Consider the following 17,502-nt stretch of genomic DNA (forward strand, 5'->3'; position numbering starts at 1 on the left):
TGCGTCTCTTTATGGTATTTGTGAGATTTCTGATTTTGGAATAGCTATTAAGTCCAAAACTAAATATCCACGATGCAACCTGGATGAGGAAAAGTGCTGAGTCATAGAAGTGCAGATTTAAGGAAACCTTATCTCTAACTTCTCGCTGAGTGCTGAATGCTGAGTAATAGCTCACGACTTAAGTCTTCCTAAGTACTAAGTACCTAGTTTATCAAAACTCATTACTCAAAATTCATTACCCATGACTCAGCACTCATCAAAGAGTACTGTTTTTTCTGACTGAATTAGAACAATCCTAAGGTCAAGGATTTATCTAATGGTAAAGCAGCACCAATACCTAGCCACAGAGTTACAAGTGTTCCAAATAGGAAAACTGTGGTTGCAACTGGACGACGGAAGGGATTTTGGAACTTATTGACGCTCTCGATAAAAGGAACGAGGATAAGTCCTAGGGGTACTGAAGCCATTGCTAATACTCCTAACAGTTTGTTAGGAAGCGATCGCAAAATTTGGAATACAGGGTATAAGTACCACTCAGGTAAAATTTCCAATGGTGTCGCAAAAGGATTCGCTGGTTCACCGTTCATTGCTGGATCTAGTACTGCTAGAGCCACAATACAAGCGAAAGATCCCATGATAACGATGGGAAAGACGTAAAGTAGGTCATTAGGCCAAGCTGGTTCACCATAGTAGTTATGGCCCATGCCTTTGGCGAGTTTGGCTCTGAGGATAGGATCGCTCAGATCGGGTTTTTTCTGTGTTGACATTTTTAAATATGCTCTCCTGCTTAAGTTGAGTTAAAGCATTGGTAAAAGCCTTGAGCTATCAGGTAAACCTCAACAGCAGCCAGATGCCAGTAGGGTTTTACAGCTTTCAGCTTCTGATATCAAGTTTTTGTTGTTCTTGTTCATCAGTTTAAAACAAACAACTCTAGCTTGAAAGCTGTGGGGTAGGGGATAGGGTAAGGATTCAAGGTTGAGGTTTAAGTAATAGCTTCAATTACTGAGTCCTGAGTTATGAGTCAAAATCTGAGCTTCCATGACCAATTACCCATTACCCATTACCCCTTTCCCCATTTTGAAACTGAATGCAGTTTAGCTGTTAGCGTTTTGGCTGAAATTACAAGGGCCCAGAAATGCCTTGTTTGCGGATCATCAAGAAGTGGAACAGCATGAAGACCGCAATCAACCACGGCAGAACGAATGTGTGGGCGCTGTAGTAGCGGGTCAGGGTCGCTTGGCCGACGCTAGAACCACCACGTAGCAAGTCAGAAATCAGCACACCAACTACAGGAATTGCTTCGGGAACGCCGCTCACGATTTTCACAGCCCAGTATCCCACTTGATCCCAAGGTAGTGAGTAGCCTGTCACGCCAAAAGAAACTGTGATTACGGCTAGGATCACACCACTTACCCAGGTTAATTCGCGGGGCTTTTTGAAACCACCAGTCAGGTAAACCCGAAAGACGTGCAAAATCATCATCAACACCATCATGCTGGCAGACCAGCGGTGAATGGAGCGAATTAGCCAGCCGAAGTTTACTTCTGTCATGATGTACTGCACTGAGGAATAAGCCTCAGCTACAGTTGGCTTGTAGTAGAACGTCATGGCAAATCCAGTCGCAAACTGGATGAGAAAGCAAACCAGGGTAATGCCACCTAAGCAGTAGAAGATGTTGACATGGGGAGGAACGTACTTGCTTGTGACATCATCAGCGAGTGCTTGAATTTCCAAGCGTTCCTCAAACCAGTCGTAAACGTTGGCCATACAATCTCAAGTTCCTAAAAAATCGGTTGCGGTTGATCAATCTACGAAGTTCTAAGCGGAGGAAGCCTCCGCTCAGACTTCTCTCCCAATTAACAATTTTGGGATTTTAGCAAAGAGGATTTTAGTCGTTTGCTTTTAAGGCTTCAGAGTGATAAGACTTTTAATAAACTTAACACTCTGTAAACATGTGATGTATTGCGTTTTTGGGGCAAACCAACACGACAAATTATGGACACAAAGTAGATCTTATCGTGTGTTGAGTGGGATATACGCTAATCAGCTGACTTAACAACTTGATTAAGACTAATGCACCACTTCTATAAAAAAAGTAACATAATCGAGAGATAGATTTCATCAAAAACAAAGCAACTGGGCAGTTCTAGGCAATTTGGGTTGAGGTGGAATTCAACATGGGCTTGTTCATGGACAAAAAGATTTGGCGACGCGGATTATCATTGCTAATGGCAGTTTGGTTGGCACTAGGCACATTTATCCAACCAGCTGGGGCTTTAACTGAGGAACAAAAATTAATATCGGAAGTTTGGCGAATTGTCAATCGTAATTATTTAGATGAAACGTTTAATCATCAAAATTGGGCGACGGTGCGGCAAAAAGCTTTGGAGAAACCGCTAAAAAATCAGGAAGCAGCTTATGCAGCAGTTCAGAATATGCTCAAAAGCTTGGACGACCCCTTTACCCGCTTTTTAGACCCAGAACAGTATCGTAGTTTACAGGTCAATACTTCTGGAGAACTTACAGGGGTGGGCTTGCAAATTGCCTTAGACCCCAAAACTGGGAAGTTGGAAGTGGTAGCACCAATCGCGGGTTCGCCGGCAGATAAAGCGGGAATTCAGCCACGCGATCGCATTATTAAAATCGAAGGCATTTCTACAGAAAATCTTACATTGGACGAAGCCGCAGCGAAAATGCGCGGGCCGATTGGCAGCCTCGTGACATTATTAATCGAGCGAGACGGGACACAAGAGCAGGAAATTAGGGTAGTGCGCGATCGCATTGCTTTAAATCCTGTAATCTCAGACTTGCGCGTTACCCCACAAGGTACGCCCATTGGCTATTTACGTCTGAATCAGTTTAATGCCAATGCCTCAATGGAACTGGCACACGCCATTAATAGTTTAGAAAAAAAGGGCGCGGCTGCCTACATTCTCGATTTACGCAATAATCCCGGTGGGCTACTGCAAGCGGGAATTGAAATTGCCCGCCTGTGGTTAGACTCTGGCACCATCGTCTACACCGTCAATCGCCAAGGCATCCAAGGCAGTTTTGAGGCATTTGGCCCCGCACTCACATCAGACCCATTAGTTATTCTAGTCAATCAAGGAACTGCCAGTGCCAGCGAAATCCTCGCCGGCGCGCTCCAAGATAACGGTCGTGCCACATTAGTTGGCGAAACCACCTTTGGTAAAGGCTTAATTCAATCCTTGTTTGAGTTATCCGATGGTTCCGGCTTGGCAGTCACAATCGCGAAGTACGAAACCCCCCAACATCGAGATATTAATAAATTAGGTATAAAACCAGACAAAGTCATTCCCTTAGACACAATTACCCGCGACCAAATTGGCACAGAAGCCGATCCACAATATCAAGCAGCAGTAGAATTGTTGACGAATAATCCTGTAGTTGTGGGGATGGGGAATAGGGAATAGGGCATGGGGCATGGGGCATGGGGTATGGGGCATGGGGCATGGGTAATGGGTAATAGGACTAACGCATTGACAGAATGATAAAATAATGCGTTAAGAAAAAAGTGTTGTCTACAAATAGGTATCGGACAATCAGAGAAATCAGTAAACTCTCAACAGCACAATGCAATCTGGAACATTACACTCTATTTTTGTTATCGGAACCGAAGCATGGAGGATGCAGTAGGTTAGCAGAAATATTGGGGAATGTTTCACATGATAGTGTGAACCGTTTTTTGTTGAGGGAGAGATACGCTCCCTATGATTTGTTCAGTACGGTAAAGACTATTATTAACTTGACAGGAGGGATTTTAAGTGTAGACGACACAGTCATAGAAAAACTGTACAGTAATCCAAAATATGCAGAATTAATCGGTTATTTTTGGTCAGGTAAATATCATAAAAGTATCAAAGGGATAAATTTAATTACGCTGTATTACAGCGACATACATGGAAGCTCAGTACCAATAAATTACAGAATATACGATAAAAAGGAGGGGAAAACGAAGAACGATTATTTCCAAGAGATGCTAATTGAAGTAATTGATTGGGGTGTAAAACCAAGGCTAGTAACAGGAGATAGTTGGTACTCAGGAGTAGAAAACTTAAAATTTTTAAGAAACCAGAAATTGGGTTTTCTATTTGGGGTTGAGAAAAATAGAACTGTCTCTAATGAACCAGGAAAGTATTGCCAAGTAAGTGGTTTAGAGATTCCTGATGAAGGGTTGGTAACTCATCTGAGAGAATTTGGATTTATCAAATTGTTTAGGAAAGTCTTCAAAAAAGAAGACTCTAGACATTATATATTGTATCTACCAGATGCTGAAGCTCTTCAGCAAATAACTCGCAGTGAATTTGTGACAATTCATGATACTCATTGGGGAATAGAAAGTTTTCACAGAGCAATAAAACAAGTATGTGGAATTTGTCGATTTATGGTGAGCCAGTGCGTTGGGCGGGTCTCCCGACTTGAAGCAACTGGCGAACCCGTAAGGGTTAGAGATAGCCATGCAATTAAAACACACATATTTTGCTCACTTCAAGCATTTGTTCGTTTAGAGCTAATGCGGTCTGAAAACATCATTTCTAATTGGTATGAATTACAAAGAAACTTGTTTACTTTAGTTGTGCGTGATTATATTGTGGACAATCTCACCAATACTTGTGCTGCCTAGTACACATCAATAATATTTTTTGTCAATGCGTAAGTCCTAGGTAATAATAATTTCCCTTTTTTTCCTTTTCCCCTTTCCCCTTTTCCCCCTCATACCCAATCCCCAGTCCCCAATCCCCAGTCCCTAATCCCCAGTCCCTAATCCCCAGTCCCTAAATCCAAAGCCGCAAGACTCTGATAAGCTTGAGCGATCGCACCTTTGCCTCTCAAGAAACCAATATTCGCGCCAGGGCAGATGTACTGTAGGGTTTCTGGTGTCAAGCGTTCTAATAAATTTTGAAGACTTTTAATTTGCCTTGGCCAGTGAAAGGTTTTGGCTGTCCGTAATAATACTGGCTCACCCTTGAGATTGGGAACTATGTGACGACCGGAAAATAAGACTCCACCGAATTGATTGTAGTAAAGGCAAGATGAGCCAGGAGAATGGCCTGGTGTCCAAATTACTTGGGCGGTTGCATCTAACGTTAGTTCCCGCCCAAAGCTGGTGACGGTTAATCCTGGTAATAAATAAGCTTCTTGCTCTTGAATGACAACCTCGCAGCCTAAAGCTTGCTGGATTTCTGCTGTCTTCCCAATAGCACCACGGTGGGTGATGACTAGCCAACGTACGCCGCCATGCGATCGCAAGAAATCTAAATTTGTTGGCTCGAAAGCAGGACAATCAATCAGGATATTACTTTCATTTCTTACAATAAAATAAGAGGTTCCCCCTAATGTGTCCCGATTGGGCGGAAATGCAAAAATATTTTGCGCGAAGTCCGAGCGGAGGTTTCCTCCGAGTAGAACTTCGTCAGAGAGCACAGCCCTTGGTGGCTTAACTGTATGATTTGGCTGTTGGGGTAAGGGGCACATAAGAAAAAACCGAAATTGAGGAGTTGTCTAATCATTTGGTTACAGAGTTCAACATCTTGAAGCCAGCAGCTTAAGAGTGAACAATTGCTGTTAACCGTTGAAGAAAAAATAGGGGTTTTTATAGTCTGGCTAGTAGTGAAGGCTGTGGTGCTAACGCTACAGGTGGGACGTTTTTTCAAAATCACTGAAGAGCAAATGACATTTTGGTTTCTCCTTCTACTGGGACTAGCTACTTATCTGATGGTGCAGCGTGTCGTCGCCCATAGCACCCGGACACCTGTCTGGTTATTATGGTTGGTTTTAATGACACCAGCATTTTTGTTGACCGGATGGACGCTAATGTATGGTACGAAACAAGCGCCACCCTCATCACTGATTCTCTGGTCATCGATCATCTGCGTTCTGTTATACTGGCTGTTATTTCAATGGGGACGGCGAACACCTATAGATAAACAGACGGAACCCCAAGCCATTGAATCACAATCGGTTATTAATCCTACCGCAGAACCTGCAAAAGTGCGTCCCATCGAGCCAACGGAAGAAACCCAGCTGCGAAATTGTTTTCCCTGGTCTACTTACTACATTCAAAACATTGAATACCGACCCCAAGCTGTCATCTGTAGGGGTCAATTGCGAACGACACCAAGCCAAGCCTACCAACAAATTAAGTCTAATATCGAAGCCCAATTTGGCGATCGCTTTTTGTTGATATTCCAAGAAGGGATAAATAGCAAACCTTTCTTTGTCTTGGTTCCCAATACTCAGGCGGCTAAATCTGTAAATTCTGCTAAGGGCGAACAAATAACGCGCCCAGGATTAGCATTGTTGCTTTTAGTAGCTACCTTGGTTACTACTACCTTAATAGGGACAAGAATTGCTGGTGTAGATGTAAAAGCGCTACAAGCTGACCCTAATATGTTTCTTCAGGGATTGCCTTATGCTTTTGCATTAATGACAATTTTGGGCATCCATGAACTAGGACATTATCTAACAGCTAGGTATTACAAAATCCGCTCCACACTGCCTTATTTTATTCCTGTGCCTTTTTTCTTAGGCACATTTGGCGCATTTATTCAGATGCGGAGTCCTATACCTAATCGCAAAGCTTTATTTGATGTCAGTATTGCAGGCCCAATTGCGGGTTTTATTGCCACCTTACCAATATTAATTTGGGGTTTAGCACATTCTGAGATAGTTCCTCTCACGGAAAAAACCAGTATCTTAAATCCTGATGCCCTCAATCCCAAATACTCCATTTTATTAGCGCTACTGTCGAAATTAGCACTAGGAAATGCCTTAAACGCACAATCAGCAATTGACTTACATCCTGTTGCAGTCGCAGGCTTTTTAGGGTTAATTGTCACCGCCTTAAATTTGATGCCAGTTGGACAGTTAGATGGTGGTCATATTGTTCATGCTATTTTTGGGCAAAGAACTGCGATCGCAATTGGTCAAACAGCTCGTTTATTGTTGTTACTGCTGTCTTTAATCCAATCTGAATATTTATTCTGGGCAATTATTTTATGGCTCATCCCCTTAATTGATGAACCTGCACTTAATGATGTCACCGACCTAGATAATGGGCGTGACATATTAGGTTTAATATCAATGGCTTTGTTAGTCATAATTGTCTTGCCACTCCCCCAATTAATGGCGAATTTGTTGCAGATTTAAGAGTGGAATAATGCTTAATTAAGCAAACATATTTGCAAAATTCGCTGCTCATAACCCCGGCTTCTTCAAGAAGCCGGGGTTCTAAATATTGCCAAATTCAGTAAACTTCTAAACTATATTTTTCAAATTTTGTAATTACGAATTACGAATTACTATGAAATTCCAAAACTTTGCTTTTACCAGGATTCATTAATCCATAGGGGTCAACCATTTCTTTAAATTTTAGCTGTTCGGGGTCAATGACTTTTCTGCCGCCATCTTCAATAATATATGTGTGAGGATTGGCAATCATTACACCCTGCGCTTCGTGGTAGCGGATAATTTCATTAAGACGTTCTTCTGTGGTGTAACGAACAAGTTGTAAAGCACCAGCAATCACAGCACCTCTGACGCGGAAAAATTCTAAATGCATCATCACTTCATCACCAAAATGATGATACATATGCTCAACTAATTGCAAACTCGTATCGGGTGGAAAGATACTTTGTAAATAGGTAATTGAAGTATCTACAGTGCGGGCGTGTAATGTTGTGTGGTTCCAAGTAAATTCGGCTAAATGAGTGCCTTTAGCTGCATCTTGCGCGGGTTTTTGATAAGTAATTTCTCCGCCATATTGTTGGACTAATCCTGGTAAAAATTCTAAACTCGGTTCAGCAACCATTAAAAATGCCGGGTGCTTACCTTGGGGAATGTATTCATGTAAAGCATGGAAATATTGGGGAATAGGTGATGCAAATATACTAATTAATTTCTTCATCATGCCATCAGCAATCCCCAGGGCATAGCCAAACTTCGCTGCTGTCATGAAGTCATCAAAGGTAACAATTACTTCCGCCCAAGGATAAGCTGGGGCTAAGGGAAGTTCTAATTGGGTGATGATGCCATTAATACCCCAAGCATGATTTACCTTTTGCACATCATTGCCGCGTAATTCGATGATACGGGGTTCATCTTCTAAAGTTACCACTCGCAGACCTAAAAGATTACCGCGATCGCCTAATAATCCATATTGAATTGAGCCAATTCCCCCACTTCCCCCAGCAATAAAGCCGCCAATGGTGGCTGTACGGTAGGTTGAGGGAGCCATTCGCATTTCCCAGCCAATTTCTCGCGCTTTTTTATCTAAAGCTGCCAATTTCACCCCAGCTTCTACCCGCGCTACTGCTGGTTTTACCCAGAGGATTTCGTGCATTTTGGTCATATCGAGAATTACACCGCCATGCATCGGTACGCATTGGCCGTAATTTCCTGTACCTGCACCCCGGACGGTTACAGGGATGCGGTGTTTGGCGCAGGTTGCAGCCACCTTAATCACTTCGGCTTCGTTGGCGGGACGGACGACGATATCACCGACTTTTCCGGCTAATTTGGGGACAAGAACGGGGCTAAAGGTGTGATAGTCCTGGGATAATTTGGCGACTTGGGCGGGGTCGGTGATAGTTTCGATATCTGCAAAAGCCGCAGTTAGGGTATCTAAATTGAGAGTTGTCATTAGTATTTTCTTTAAAGTAGCAAATTTACTTTTATTCTCACGCAAAGAAGAGGACACTTGCGTGGGCGGGTTTCCCGACTTGAGCAAAGTGTCCGTTGCAAAGACGCAAAGCGGGTTCTCGCTAGGTAGGCGCGAAGATGATTGAGGGCTAATTTAAAATTAAATTCAGGAGTTCAGTTGAGAAGATGTAGAAAAATGAAGACCGAACAAGAACGCGAACAGTTAATCAAAGAAATTAATGTACTGTTAAATCAAGCTTATGACAGTACCTTAGATGAAATTTATGTACTACTACAAAAAATTGAGGATGAAGAAGACGAAAATGATTTAAAAGCCTATCATGCTGCTAAAAGTGACGTGGAAAATAATAGTTTGATCGCATGGGAGGAGATTAAACAGGAAATCGCTAATGAAAGGAACAAGAATGTAGCGTGATTTACGAAGTTAAATTTACCAAGAGTGCGAGAAAAGCGTTCCTGAAACTATCTCCTGAATTGCAAGACCGGATACAGATAAAAATAGATAGCTTGGCAATAGAACCACGCCCTAACGGAGTGAAGAAATTAAAAGGCGCAGATAATTCATATCGAATTCAATACTTGTCGGTTAAGGGGAAAAGGGGAAGGGGAAAAGGGGCAATAAAAAACCTTTAACCCTTACCCTTTCACCTTTTCCCCCAACCAAATTAAAAGTTGAAAATCCTTAACCGAGCAGTATTGATATCGAATTAGAGTAGGTGATTACCGCATTATCTACGAAATTTATGATGATGTTTTATTGGTAACTGTTGTGGAAATTGGACATCGCCGCAACGTATATAAAGATGAAAGCTGATCAGAAATAAGAATTTAAAAATTAATTTTAAGTTTCCAGTTTATTGGCTAACCATTTACAGAAATTTGTATGATAAAAGCTGTAATATTCTGCACCTGATATTTGCTGATGGGTTAAAAACTCAAACCAATTTTCTAACACTTCCTCTATATCAAATTCATCTGCATTGAGAATTTCGGCAATTGCTTCTACAGAGATGGGCTGCTGTTGCTGAACTAAAACTTTCAACACAGATTGGCTAAATTCCTCATCTTGATTTGCAGCCTTCATTTTTTGCCAATGCTGTTGATAATATGCTTCTAAACCAGGCGGGATTTGATTGTATTGCCAAGATTCTGGATAGAAACCCTCAGAGATAGCAGCTAAAATTTGGCTGATATACATAAAATTATTTTCTGATTTAGCAGCAAGGCTGGTGCAGAATTCTTGCTCGTTGATTTGATGATGATTTCGCCAAGGTTTTATGTCTTCATGATTTAAATATTGTTGAATATATGTTTGGATATCTTGCTGATTTGATTCTGAGTGGTCTGCTAAATTAAGAATATGGGATGGTGTTTCAATTAATAAACCCGATTTCTCTCTCAAAAAAGGTCGGCGGGTGAGGAGGAAATAAACCCCATCTGGGAGATAGCGGGGAAGATAAAATAAATTTGTACCAGGAGATTGACTATTGCGGTCAATGCGGTCTAATCCATCAATAGTAATGATGAGTTTTTGCTGAGGTTCTAACTCATCGCTGATTTGCTGAATTAACTGATGTAGAGATGTGATGTTGAAAGTCTCTACAGGTAAGTTATCAATAGCAAAAATCTCTATCAGTTGGGTGCAAATATTGCTAATAAATTCCTCAGCGCGATTTTTACCCTCAAGTTCAACGTTGTAATAGACAACATGAGGATTATCTGTGGCATATTTGGCGAGAATTGCACTTTTACCGCTACCGGGTGGGCCTGTGATGGTGAAGTAACCCTGGCGATAACGGTGAAGAAATTCATGAATCGCCGTAAATACAAATTCACGACCGATAAAATTATGGCTTTTGGCTTGAATAATTGGCTCAAACTCTGTGGGATGTCCTCTGGAATTGATTGTATTGGGTGGTTTGGGTGGTGAGTTCATAATTATTATGGTGTAGCTGATCAATATAACCTAAACAACTTTCGGTTGTGATTGTTGGTTTAGTTGCAGATACTCAATAATCAATAAGCGCAGGTAATCTAACATTTGCAAATAGGCTTTAATTTGTCTGTATGCTTGAAGATTAGCAAAATAAAACTGAGCAATCACTGAAATATCAAATATTCGCATATTTTGCAATTTATCCATAGCCTGTTGTGTATTTTCAATTCGACCTCGCGCTTGGATTTGACTGGCGTAACCTCTGATATCTACTGTTAATAGTTCGATTTCTTCTAAAAGTGTAAATTCTTCTTCAGAGCTAGCATAGAAAGCAGCAATTTCTTGGCGTTCTTGTTTAGTATTGCGGTAATTAATACTTAACTGCTCTAGTAATTGAATAATGTAATTCCTTTTCATTTCTGGGCTTTGAGTATTTTGTCAATTAAAGCCTTCCCCAATGTTAATATTAGCGTCAACAAAATCCTTGGTCAGTCAGATGCTGCATAATTTCTTAATTACGAATTACGTTAGCAAAGCGGGGCCAGCCCATTACAAATTAAGAATTACTAACCGTTTTCTCAACCCGCAAAAAATGCACCCTTCCTGATTGTTCCCCTGCCACAATTGTCACGCCATCAGGTGCAACTGCACAGCAAGAGATGTAACTTTCTCCCGTAAAAGTGGCAATGACCTTCATAGTTGCCAGATTCCACACTTTGATAGTGTTGTCATTAGATGCAGAAATCACCTGTTGCCCATTCGGGGTAACGGCGACGGCATTTACCGAAGAGTTATGACCCTTAAGAGTGAATAGTTCTTTTCCATCTGCCAGATTCCATACTTTGAGGGTGTTGTCATCTGAGGCAGAAATTACCTGTTGCCCATTCGGGGTGACGGTGACAGTTTTTACTGAAGAATAATGACCTTTGAGGGTGAATAGTTCTTTTCCATCTGCCAGATTCCATACTTTGAGGGTTTTGTTATGGAAGGCAAAAATCACCTGTTGCCCATTCGGGGTGACGGTGACGGCATTTACTGAAGAGTTATGACCCTTAAGAGTGAATAGTTCTTTTCCATCTGCCAGATTCCATACTTTGAGGGTGTTGTCATCTGAGGCAGAAATCACCTGTTGCCCATTCGGGGTGACGGCGACGGTTTTTATCGAAGAATAATGACCCTTGAGGGTAAATAGTTCTTTTCCATCTGCTAGATTCCAAACTTTGAGGGTTTTGTTATGGAAGGCAGAAATCACCTGTTGTCCATTGGGGGTGATGGCGACGGCACTTACTGAATTACTATGACCCTTAAGGGTGAATAGTTCCTCTCTAGTTGCCAGATTCCAGACTTTGAGGGTTTTGTCACCGGATGTGGAAATCACTTGTTGCCCATTGGGGGTGATGGCGACGGTTTTGACCGCAGAATTATGACCCTTGAGGATGAATAGTTCCTCCCCCGTTCCCAGATTCCAGATTTTGAGAGTTTTGTCATGGGAGGCAGAAATCACCTGCTGTCCATTGGGAGTAATAGCGACGGCATTTACTAAAGAATTATGACCATTGAGGGTGAATACTTCTTCCCCCATTCCCAGATTCCAGACTTTGAGAGTTTTGTCATGGGAGGCAGAAATCACTTGTTGCCCATCGGGGGTAACAGCGACAGTTTTGACCGCAGAATAATGGCCTTTAAGGGTGAATAGTTCCTCCCCGGTTACCAGATTCCAGACTTTGAGAGTTTGGTCATCTGAGACAGAAATCACTCGTTGCCCATTGGGGGTGATTGTAACAGCATTTACCGAAAAATAATGTCCATTGAGGGTGAATAGTTCCTCCCCAGTTACCAGATTCCAGACTTTGAGAGTTTTGTCATGGGAGGCAGAAATTACCTGTTGCCCATTGGGGGTAATTGTAACTGCATTTACCCAAGAATAATGACCCTTAAGGGTGAATAGTTCCTCCCCAGTTACCAGATTCCATACTTTGAGGGTTTTGTCATGGGAGGCAGAAATTACCTGTTGCCCATTGGGGGTGATGGCGACGACATTTACTGAAGAGTTATGACCCTTGAGGGTGAATAATTCCTCCCCAGTTGCCAAATTCCAGACTTTGAGGGTTTTGTCATCTGAGGTAGAAATCACCTGTTGTCCATTGGGGGTGACAGCGACGGTTTTGACCGCAGAATGATGACCCTTAAGGGTGAATAATTCCTCCCCAGTTGCTAGATTCCAGACTTTGAGAGTTTTGTCATCTGAGGCAGAAATCACCTGCTGTCCATTGGGGGTGACGGCGACAGTATTTACCCACTGATGATGACCCTTGAGGGTGAATAGTTCCTCCCCAGTTGCCAAATTCCAGACTTTGAGGGTTTTGTCATCTGAGGCAGAAATCACCTGTTGTCCATTGGGAGTGATGGCGACAGCATTTACCGAAAAATAATGACCCTTGAGAGTGAATATTTCCTCCCCGGTTGCCAAATTCCAGACTTTGAGGGTCTTGTCATGAGAAGCAGAAATCACCTGTTGCCCATTGGAGGTGATGGCAACGGAACTTACTGAGTTAGTATGACCCTTAAGGGTACGAAGTAAGCGTCCGCCTGGTGGCGTTAAGCTAAGAGTCAAGGGACATAGCCAAGGAGTAGTTGTCTTTTGCTTAATTTGTGCCAAAAATAAGCGAATGTCATTGGGCATTTTTTGATGTAGTAACCGTCCGTGCAATTGACTTGCTAATTGCTGCTTATCTGTGACTAAAATATGGGCTGATAGTCTCAATGCACCTTGAATTAATTTGAGACATCTGACTTTCTCAGAGTTGTATTTTGAATAATTTAATGTCTCTTCACGATCAATCAAATCATAGTCTTCAATTAGTCGTTGCATCCCAAACTCAGGATGGTGAAGCTTCGCCACCAAAAAATCAAAATCAGTCAGGGTCTGGTAATACTTCTCTAAATTTTCCGACTTCACCAAGTTGGGTACTAAACTACCCAAGTAAGCACGTTGAAAAGCGGGACTTTGTGCCGCTAACTTGTCAGCAAATTCTCCCATCTCAAGCCATCTTCCTTACAAGGTAGTCAGCAATGCGTTGATTAATCTCTTGAAATGGCTTCCGTTTAGGGTTTAGCTCCCGTTTTGCTTTTAAAAAGTCTAAAAAACTAGCATGATAGATGCTGTAGCAGATTTCTCCTTCTAAATATTGCAACTTCAAATACTCAACCAACTCATATAAAACTGATTGCACATCATATTCATCCTGTTCGGTAATTGCCGCTATCATTTCACAAGGAATTGGTGTACCAATCTCCACTAAAATAAACAGAATAAATACCTTTATTTCTTGGGGTTTTTCATCTATCCCCATGCGCTGCCAATGGACTTGATAATAATCTTGCAGACCAGCGGGTAATTGCTTTAAACTCAGGTCATCATAGTCACCTTTAGCAATTCCTGGCAAAACATAGCGCAGATACATGAAATTGTTTTCACTCTTATTTGCTACCTGCTCAACAAAATCGTCATCAGAAATATTGCGGTTTTGAATCCATTGCTTAATTGCATTTTTATAGTCTGGATCGTCATTTAAAAAGAACCGAATATACTCCTTGATATCTTCACGACTCAAGTTAACATACTGACTTCGCCTTAAATCTAGCTCCTCCATCGGGACATCTGGAGCATACAAGTGTTTTGTCTCTATAGTATATGGTCTTCTAGTCAGCAGAAAATAGACACGTTCTGGTAGCGCCGTTGGTAAATCTAAAAGATTCCCCCCTGGTTTTTGTTCCACTTCATCCAGCGCATCAACTACAATTACCAGACTTTCACTAACGGTCATTTTTCTGCTAACTTGTTCTAGTAATTCCGCTAAATTAGCATTGTCCACATTTTGCAACTGGTAACGCTTAATTAATTGTTTGCGAATACTTTCAAGAAATAGAGCCGGTCGATTGCGTCCCTCGGAGCGAATATTAAAATAGCATGGTGATTTATTGTCCCAAACGTATTTAGCCGCGATGGCACTTTTCCCCATCCCTGCATCACCCACCACTGTAAAGTAACCACTGCGATTTTTATCACAAAATTGCTTAAATGTGTCAAAAACAAACTGACGACCGCAAAATGAGCGAACTTTTTCTTTAATTAATGACTTAAATTCCCTGGGATACTCATCTAAATTCCATTCTGGGAAGGGTTCAAAATCTTTAGCTTTGCTTTTTTTAGCAACATTAATAAATATTTCTCCAAACTCCTCTAACTCCGAGCTCAATTCAATTCTCAACAATCGGATATCAAATTCTAAATCCGTTCCCTGCAAAAACTTTTCTACTTCCTTGACAAAACCTAAAGGATTATTGGCAGTATAAGCACTCCAAAAGGCTTTTTTAATCTTTGTTTCCCTAAAAAGATTCAGCATGGCTTCCGGCTTACCAACACCATACTCAATTAAAGAGTAGACATAAACACCGTCAATATCTTTGGGTGGTTGTGCTGGGTCAAAATTAAATTGTTTTAAAAGTCTGACTACAGTTTCATTGCGTTGAGCTTGATTAATTACTAGAGAAGCCGCAGGTTTAGCAAGACTCTTCAGTGCTTTCACTACAATATCAATACTCATATTCGCTAAGGGTGGAGATAATTGTTACACCTTTAAGGTATCTTAGCGAAAAATCACAGAAATTAGCCCTTGTAAAGCTATATTACAGCAATAGCTAGCTCTTACTTCTTCCTCTGCGTTCTCTGTGTTCTCTACAGTTCGATTTTACAGAGATATTTTTGTCTCACGCAGAGGCGCAAAGGCGCAGAGAATAACAATAGAGGTGTTGCAATAGTGACATTTCGACTGACAAACACCAAACTTCAGCCTCTGAACCGCAATGTTCTCGCTGGAAACCGAAACATTCTCGTTTCAAACCTGAACATTCTCGTTTAGAACCCGAACATTCTCATTTCAACCCAGAACATTCTCGTTTCAAACCAGAACATTCTCATTTCAACCCAGAACGTTCTCGTTTCAACCCAGAACGTTCTCGTTTCAACCCAGAACATTCTCGTTTCAAACCAGAATATTCTCATTTCAACTCAGAACGTTCTCGTTTTAAACCTGAAGCATCAAATATCAGAGGTGTTAATCCTCTTGTTCAACTGCGCTTTCGTGCCATTTACGTAAGATAAAGTCCGATAAAGCACTCAAGCTGACGAAAATTAACACACCCAACCCCGTAGTCAAGAATAATGCGGCGAACATTCGCGGAATTTGCAGGTTATAGCTGGAAATGAGAATGCGATAGGCGATACCGGATTTTTCCCCTCCAGTTCCCGCGACAAATTCCGCGACAACTGCGCCAATTAAAGCTAAACCACCGCTAATTTTTAACCCACCTAAGAAGTATGGCATAGCACTGGGTAAGCGGAGATACAGCAGGGTTTGCCAACGAGAAGCTTTGTAGAGTTGAAATAAGTTAAGTAAATTGCGGTCTACACTGTTGAGTCCCAAAGTAGTATTAGAGACGATGGGGAAAAAGGCGACAATCCAGGCGCAAACTACTAAGGCGGCGAAGGTGTTGTTTTTGAGCCAGAGAATAATTAAAGGTGCGATCGCAACTATGGGCGTTGTCTGTAAAATAACTGCATAGGGAAAGAAACTGCGCTCAATCCATTTGCTTTGGGTAAACAATATTGCTATCAATAACCCAGAAATTGCAGCCGCAACAAAGGCGACAATGGTTATTTGTAGAGTAATTAATAAGGATGAGAACAACTCATTCCAATCACTAATTAAGGTTTGCAATACTAAGATGGGGCTAGGGAGAATATAGGGCGGTAATTGTGTAATTCGCACGAATATATCCCACAATAGCAACGCGAAAATCCCCACTAATACGGGTGCAAAAATATCAGGTGATAGTAATTTGGGGCGACGTTTAAATAGCATCCTTTTCTAAATAAGGCTTTTAATTAAAGATAACTCGTTAGGGGTGTCATTTGTCTTTAGTCATTTGTCATTTGTGAAGGTTTTAGGTTTATTGAAATTTCGTGATGCGGTTTATTTCTTTACTTTTTTTATTTATTCAAAATGCCACCTTTGGGGAATAATTCATCGCTATTTCTAGAGATTGGGAAACCTGGCGACAATATTCGTTATACAAAGATGAGGTACGAAATTCCTCGCTACGGGGGTAAGGTGCAGTAATTTCAATATCTGCAATCATCCGTCCGGGGTTTGTCCCCATCACTACTACCCGATTTGATAAATACACTGCTTCGTATATATTATGGGTGACAAAAACCACTGTCCAATGGTGTTGATACCATAAATCTAGTAAGTCACTGTTGAGTTTACTGCGGGTGATTTCATCTAAAGCCCCAAAGGGTTCATCCATTAAGAGAATATTTGGTTGCGTCACTAAAGCCCGCGCAATTGATACTCGCATTTTCATCCCCCCAGATAACTCACGGGGGTAACTACGCTCAGATTTTTCTAATCCTACTAATGCCAATGTTTGCTGCACTAAACTATTAGCATCTTTTTGAGAAATTCCCGCTAGCTTTAACGGTAGGCGGACATTTTCTTTCACATTAGCCCAAGGCATCAGTGCTGCATCTTGAAACACAAAGGCGAGTTTGCGTGCTTGGGGAGACAAACCCCAGTCAATAGTACCAGAACTGATGCGCCCTAGTCCGGCAATTAATTTGAGGACTGTACTTTTACCACACCCAGAAGGGCCGACGATGCTGATAAATTGTGATTCTGGGATAGTTAAATTTAAGTCTTGCAGCGCCACTGTGCCATTTTTGTAGACTTTGCTAATGTGGCTGAGTTGAATAGCGGGAGGGTTATTCATTAGAAACAGGTAGAGAATAGCCTGCGATCGCATTAATTATCGTAAACCCT

At 41.6% G+C, this 17,502-nt stretch carries 14 protein-coding genes and 1 pseudogene; 5 read left to right on the forward strand and 10 right to left on the reverse strand.

Features of this window, described 5'->3' with window-relative positions:
• Nucleotides 1-284: 284 nt before the first annotated feature.
• On the reverse strand, nt 285-767 hold the full coding sequence (petD, locus tag HGR01_RS18140; RefSeq protein WP_045867443.1) for a cytochrome b6-f complex subunit IV: 483 nt from the start codon (nt 765-767) through the stop codon (nt 285-287).
• Nucleotides 768-1,119: 352 nt separating this feature from the next.
• Nucleotides 1,120-1,767 carry a cytochrome b6 gene (petB, locus tag HGR01_RS18145; RefSeq protein WP_045867444.1) on the reverse strand — a complete coding sequence of 216 codons (648 nt, stop codon included), beginning with the start codon at nt 1,765-1,767 and terminating at the stop codon, nt 1,120-1,122.
• A gap of 410 nt (nt 1,768-2,177) precedes the next feature.
• Between petB and ctpA the strand changes: the two genes are divergently transcribed.
• Nucleotides 2,178-3,434, forward strand: coding sequence for a carboxyl-terminal processing protease CtpA (ctpA, locus tag HGR01_RS18150; protein ID WP_045867445.1), 1,257 nt, complete (start codon nt 2,178-2,180; stop codon nt 3,432-3,434).
• A 188-nt stretch (nt 3,435-3,622) separates the two neighbouring features.
• On the forward strand, nt 3,623-4,645 hold the full coding sequence (locus HGR01_RS18155; RefSeq protein ID WP_081583864.1) for a transposase: 1,023 nt from the start codon (nt 3,623-3,625) through the stop codon (nt 4,643-4,645).
• Nucleotides 4,646-4,782: 137 nt separating this feature from the next.
• Here the strand turns inward: HGR01_RS18155 and HGR01_RS18160 are convergent, their stop codons facing one another.
• Nucleotides 4,783-5,496: an MBL fold metallo-hydrolase gene (locus tag HGR01_RS18160; RefSeq protein ID WP_045867446.1), complete on the reverse strand. Its 714-nt coding sequence runs from the start codon at nt 5,494-5,496 to the stop codon at nt 4,783-4,785.
• A 195-nt stretch (nt 5,497-5,691) separates the two neighbouring features.
• Here HGR01_RS18160 and HGR01_RS18165 point away from each other — a divergent pair, with 195 nt between their 5' ends.
• Complete coding sequence (locus HGR01_RS18165) at nt 5,692-7,170, forward strand: site-2 protease family protein (protein ID WP_045868770.1); 1,479 nt, start codon at nt 5,692-5,694, stop codon at nt 7,168-7,170.
• A 142-nt stretch (nt 7,171-7,312) separates the two neighbouring features.
• On the opposite strand, the gene HGR01_RS18170 is transcribed toward HGR01_RS18165, so the two are convergent.
• Nucleotides 7,313-8,662, reverse strand: coding sequence for an FAD-binding oxidoreductase (locus HGR01_RS18170; protein WP_045867447.1), 1,350 nt, complete (start codon nt 8,660-8,662; stop codon nt 7,313-7,315).
• A 195-nt stretch (nt 8,663-8,857) separates the two neighbouring features.
• Between HGR01_RS18170 and HGR01_RS18175 the strand changes: the two genes are divergently transcribed.
• Complete coding sequence (locus HGR01_RS18175; RefSeq protein ID WP_045867448.1) at nt 8,858-9,097, forward strand: hypothetical protein; 240 nt, start codon at nt 8,858-8,860, stop codon at nt 9,095-9,097.
• Between the two features lie 285 nt (nt 9,098-9,382).
• A pseudogene (locus tag HGR01_RS18180) lies at nt 9,383-9,496 on the forward strand (type II toxin-antitoxin system RelE family toxin); the annotation flags it as partial.
• Nucleotides 9,497-9,523: 27 nt separating this feature from the next.
• Here the strand turns inward: HGR01_RS18180 and HGR01_RS18185 are convergent.
• The 6 genes from HGR01_RS18185 to HGR01_RS18210 form a co-directional block, all read right to left on the reverse strand.
• Nucleotides 9,524-10,618: an AAA family ATPase gene (locus tag HGR01_RS18185; RefSeq protein WP_045867450.1), complete on the reverse strand. Its 1,095-nt coding sequence runs from the start codon at nt 10,616-10,618 to the stop codon at nt 9,524-9,526.
• Between the two features lie 30 nt (nt 10,619-10,648).
• On the reverse strand, nt 10,649-11,035 hold the full coding sequence (locus HGR01_RS18190; protein ID WP_045867451.1) for a hypothetical protein: 387 nt from the start codon (nt 11,033-11,035) through the stop codon (nt 10,649-10,651).
• A 139-nt stretch (nt 11,036-11,174) separates the two neighbouring features.
• Nucleotides 11,175-13,658 carry a WD40 repeat domain-containing protein gene (locus HGR01_RS18195; RefSeq protein WP_045867452.1) on the reverse strand — a complete coding sequence of 828 codons (2,484 nt, stop codon included), beginning with the start codon at nt 13,656-13,658 and terminating at the stop codon, nt 11,175-11,177.
• A gap of 1 nt (nt 13,659) precedes the next feature.
• The gene (locus HGR01_RS18200) at nt 13,660-15,225 is read right to left on the reverse strand and encodes an NACHT domain-containing protein (protein WP_045867453.1); all 1,566 of its coding nucleotides are present in this window, start codon (nt 15,223-15,225) and stop codon (nt 13,660-13,662) included.
• Nucleotides 15,226-15,735: 510 nt separating this feature from the next.
• On the reverse strand, nt 15,736-16,542 hold the full coding sequence (locus tag HGR01_RS18205; protein ID WP_045867454.1) for an ABC transporter permease: 807 nt from the start codon (nt 16,540-16,542) through the stop codon (nt 15,736-15,738).
• A 136-nt stretch (nt 16,543-16,678) separates the two neighbouring features.
• On the reverse strand, nt 16,679-17,452 hold the full coding sequence (locus HGR01_RS18210) for an ABC transporter ATP-binding protein (RefSeq protein ID WP_045867455.1): 774 nt from the start codon (nt 17,450-17,452) through the stop codon (nt 16,679-16,681).
• Between the last annotated feature and the right edge of the window lie 50 nt (nt 17,453-17,502).

The sequence above is a fragment of the Tolypothrix sp. PCC 7712 genome, from assembly GCF_025860405.1.
GTDB lineage: Bacteria > Cyanobacteriota > Cyanobacteriia > Cyanobacteriales > Nostocaceae > Aulosira > Aulosira diplosiphon.

Bases quoted from the DNA above. Each gene is read 5' to 3' on its own strand.
- petD (WP_045867443.1), bottom strand. From the start codon at position 767: ATGTCAACACAGAAAAAACCCGATCTGAGCGATCCTATCCTCAGAGCC.
- petB (WP_045867444.1), bottom strand. From the start codon at position 1,767: ATGGCCAACGTTTACGACTGGTTTGAGGAACGCTTGGAAATTCAAGCA.
- ctpA (WP_045867445.1), top strand. From the start codon at position 2,178: ATGGGCTTGTTCATGGACAAAAAGATTTGGCGACGCGGATTATCATTG.
- HGR01_RS18160 (WP_045867446.1), bottom strand. From the start codon at position 5,496: ATGTGCCCCTTACCCCAACAGCCAAATCATACAGTTAAGCCACCAAGG.
- HGR01_RS18165 (WP_045868770.1), top strand. From the start codon at position 5,692: ATGACATTTTGGTTTCTCCTTCTACTGGGACTAGCTACTTATCTGATG.
- HGR01_RS18170 (WP_045867447.1), bottom strand. From the start codon at position 8,662: ATGACAACTCTCAATTTAGATACCCTAACTGCGGCTTTTGCAGATATC.
- HGR01_RS18175 (WP_045867448.1), top strand. From the start codon at position 8,858: ATGAAGACCGAACAAGAACGCGAACAGTTAATCAAAGAAATTAATGTA.
- HGR01_RS18185 (WP_045867450.1), bottom strand. From the start codon at position 10,618: ATGAACTCACCACCCAAACCACCCAATACAATCAATTCCAGAGGACAT.
- HGR01_RS18190 (WP_045867451.1), bottom strand. From the start codon at position 11,035: ATGAAAAGGAATTACATTATTCAATTACTAGAGCAGTTAAGTATTAAT.
- HGR01_RS18195 (WP_045867452.1), bottom strand. From the start codon at position 13,658: ATGGGAGAATTTGCTGACAAGTTAGCGGCACAAAGTCCCGCTTTTCAA.
- HGR01_RS18200 (WP_045867453.1), bottom strand. From the start codon at position 15,225: ATGAGTATTGATATTGTAGTGAAAGCACTGAAGAGTCTTGCTAAACCT.
- HGR01_RS18205 (WP_045867454.1), bottom strand. From the start codon at position 16,542: ATGCTATTTAAACGTCGCCCCAAATTACTATCACCTGATATTTTTGCA.
- HGR01_RS18210 (WP_045867455.1), bottom strand. From the start codon at position 17,452: ATGAATAACCCTCCCGCTATTCAACTCAGCCACATTAGCAAAGTCTAC.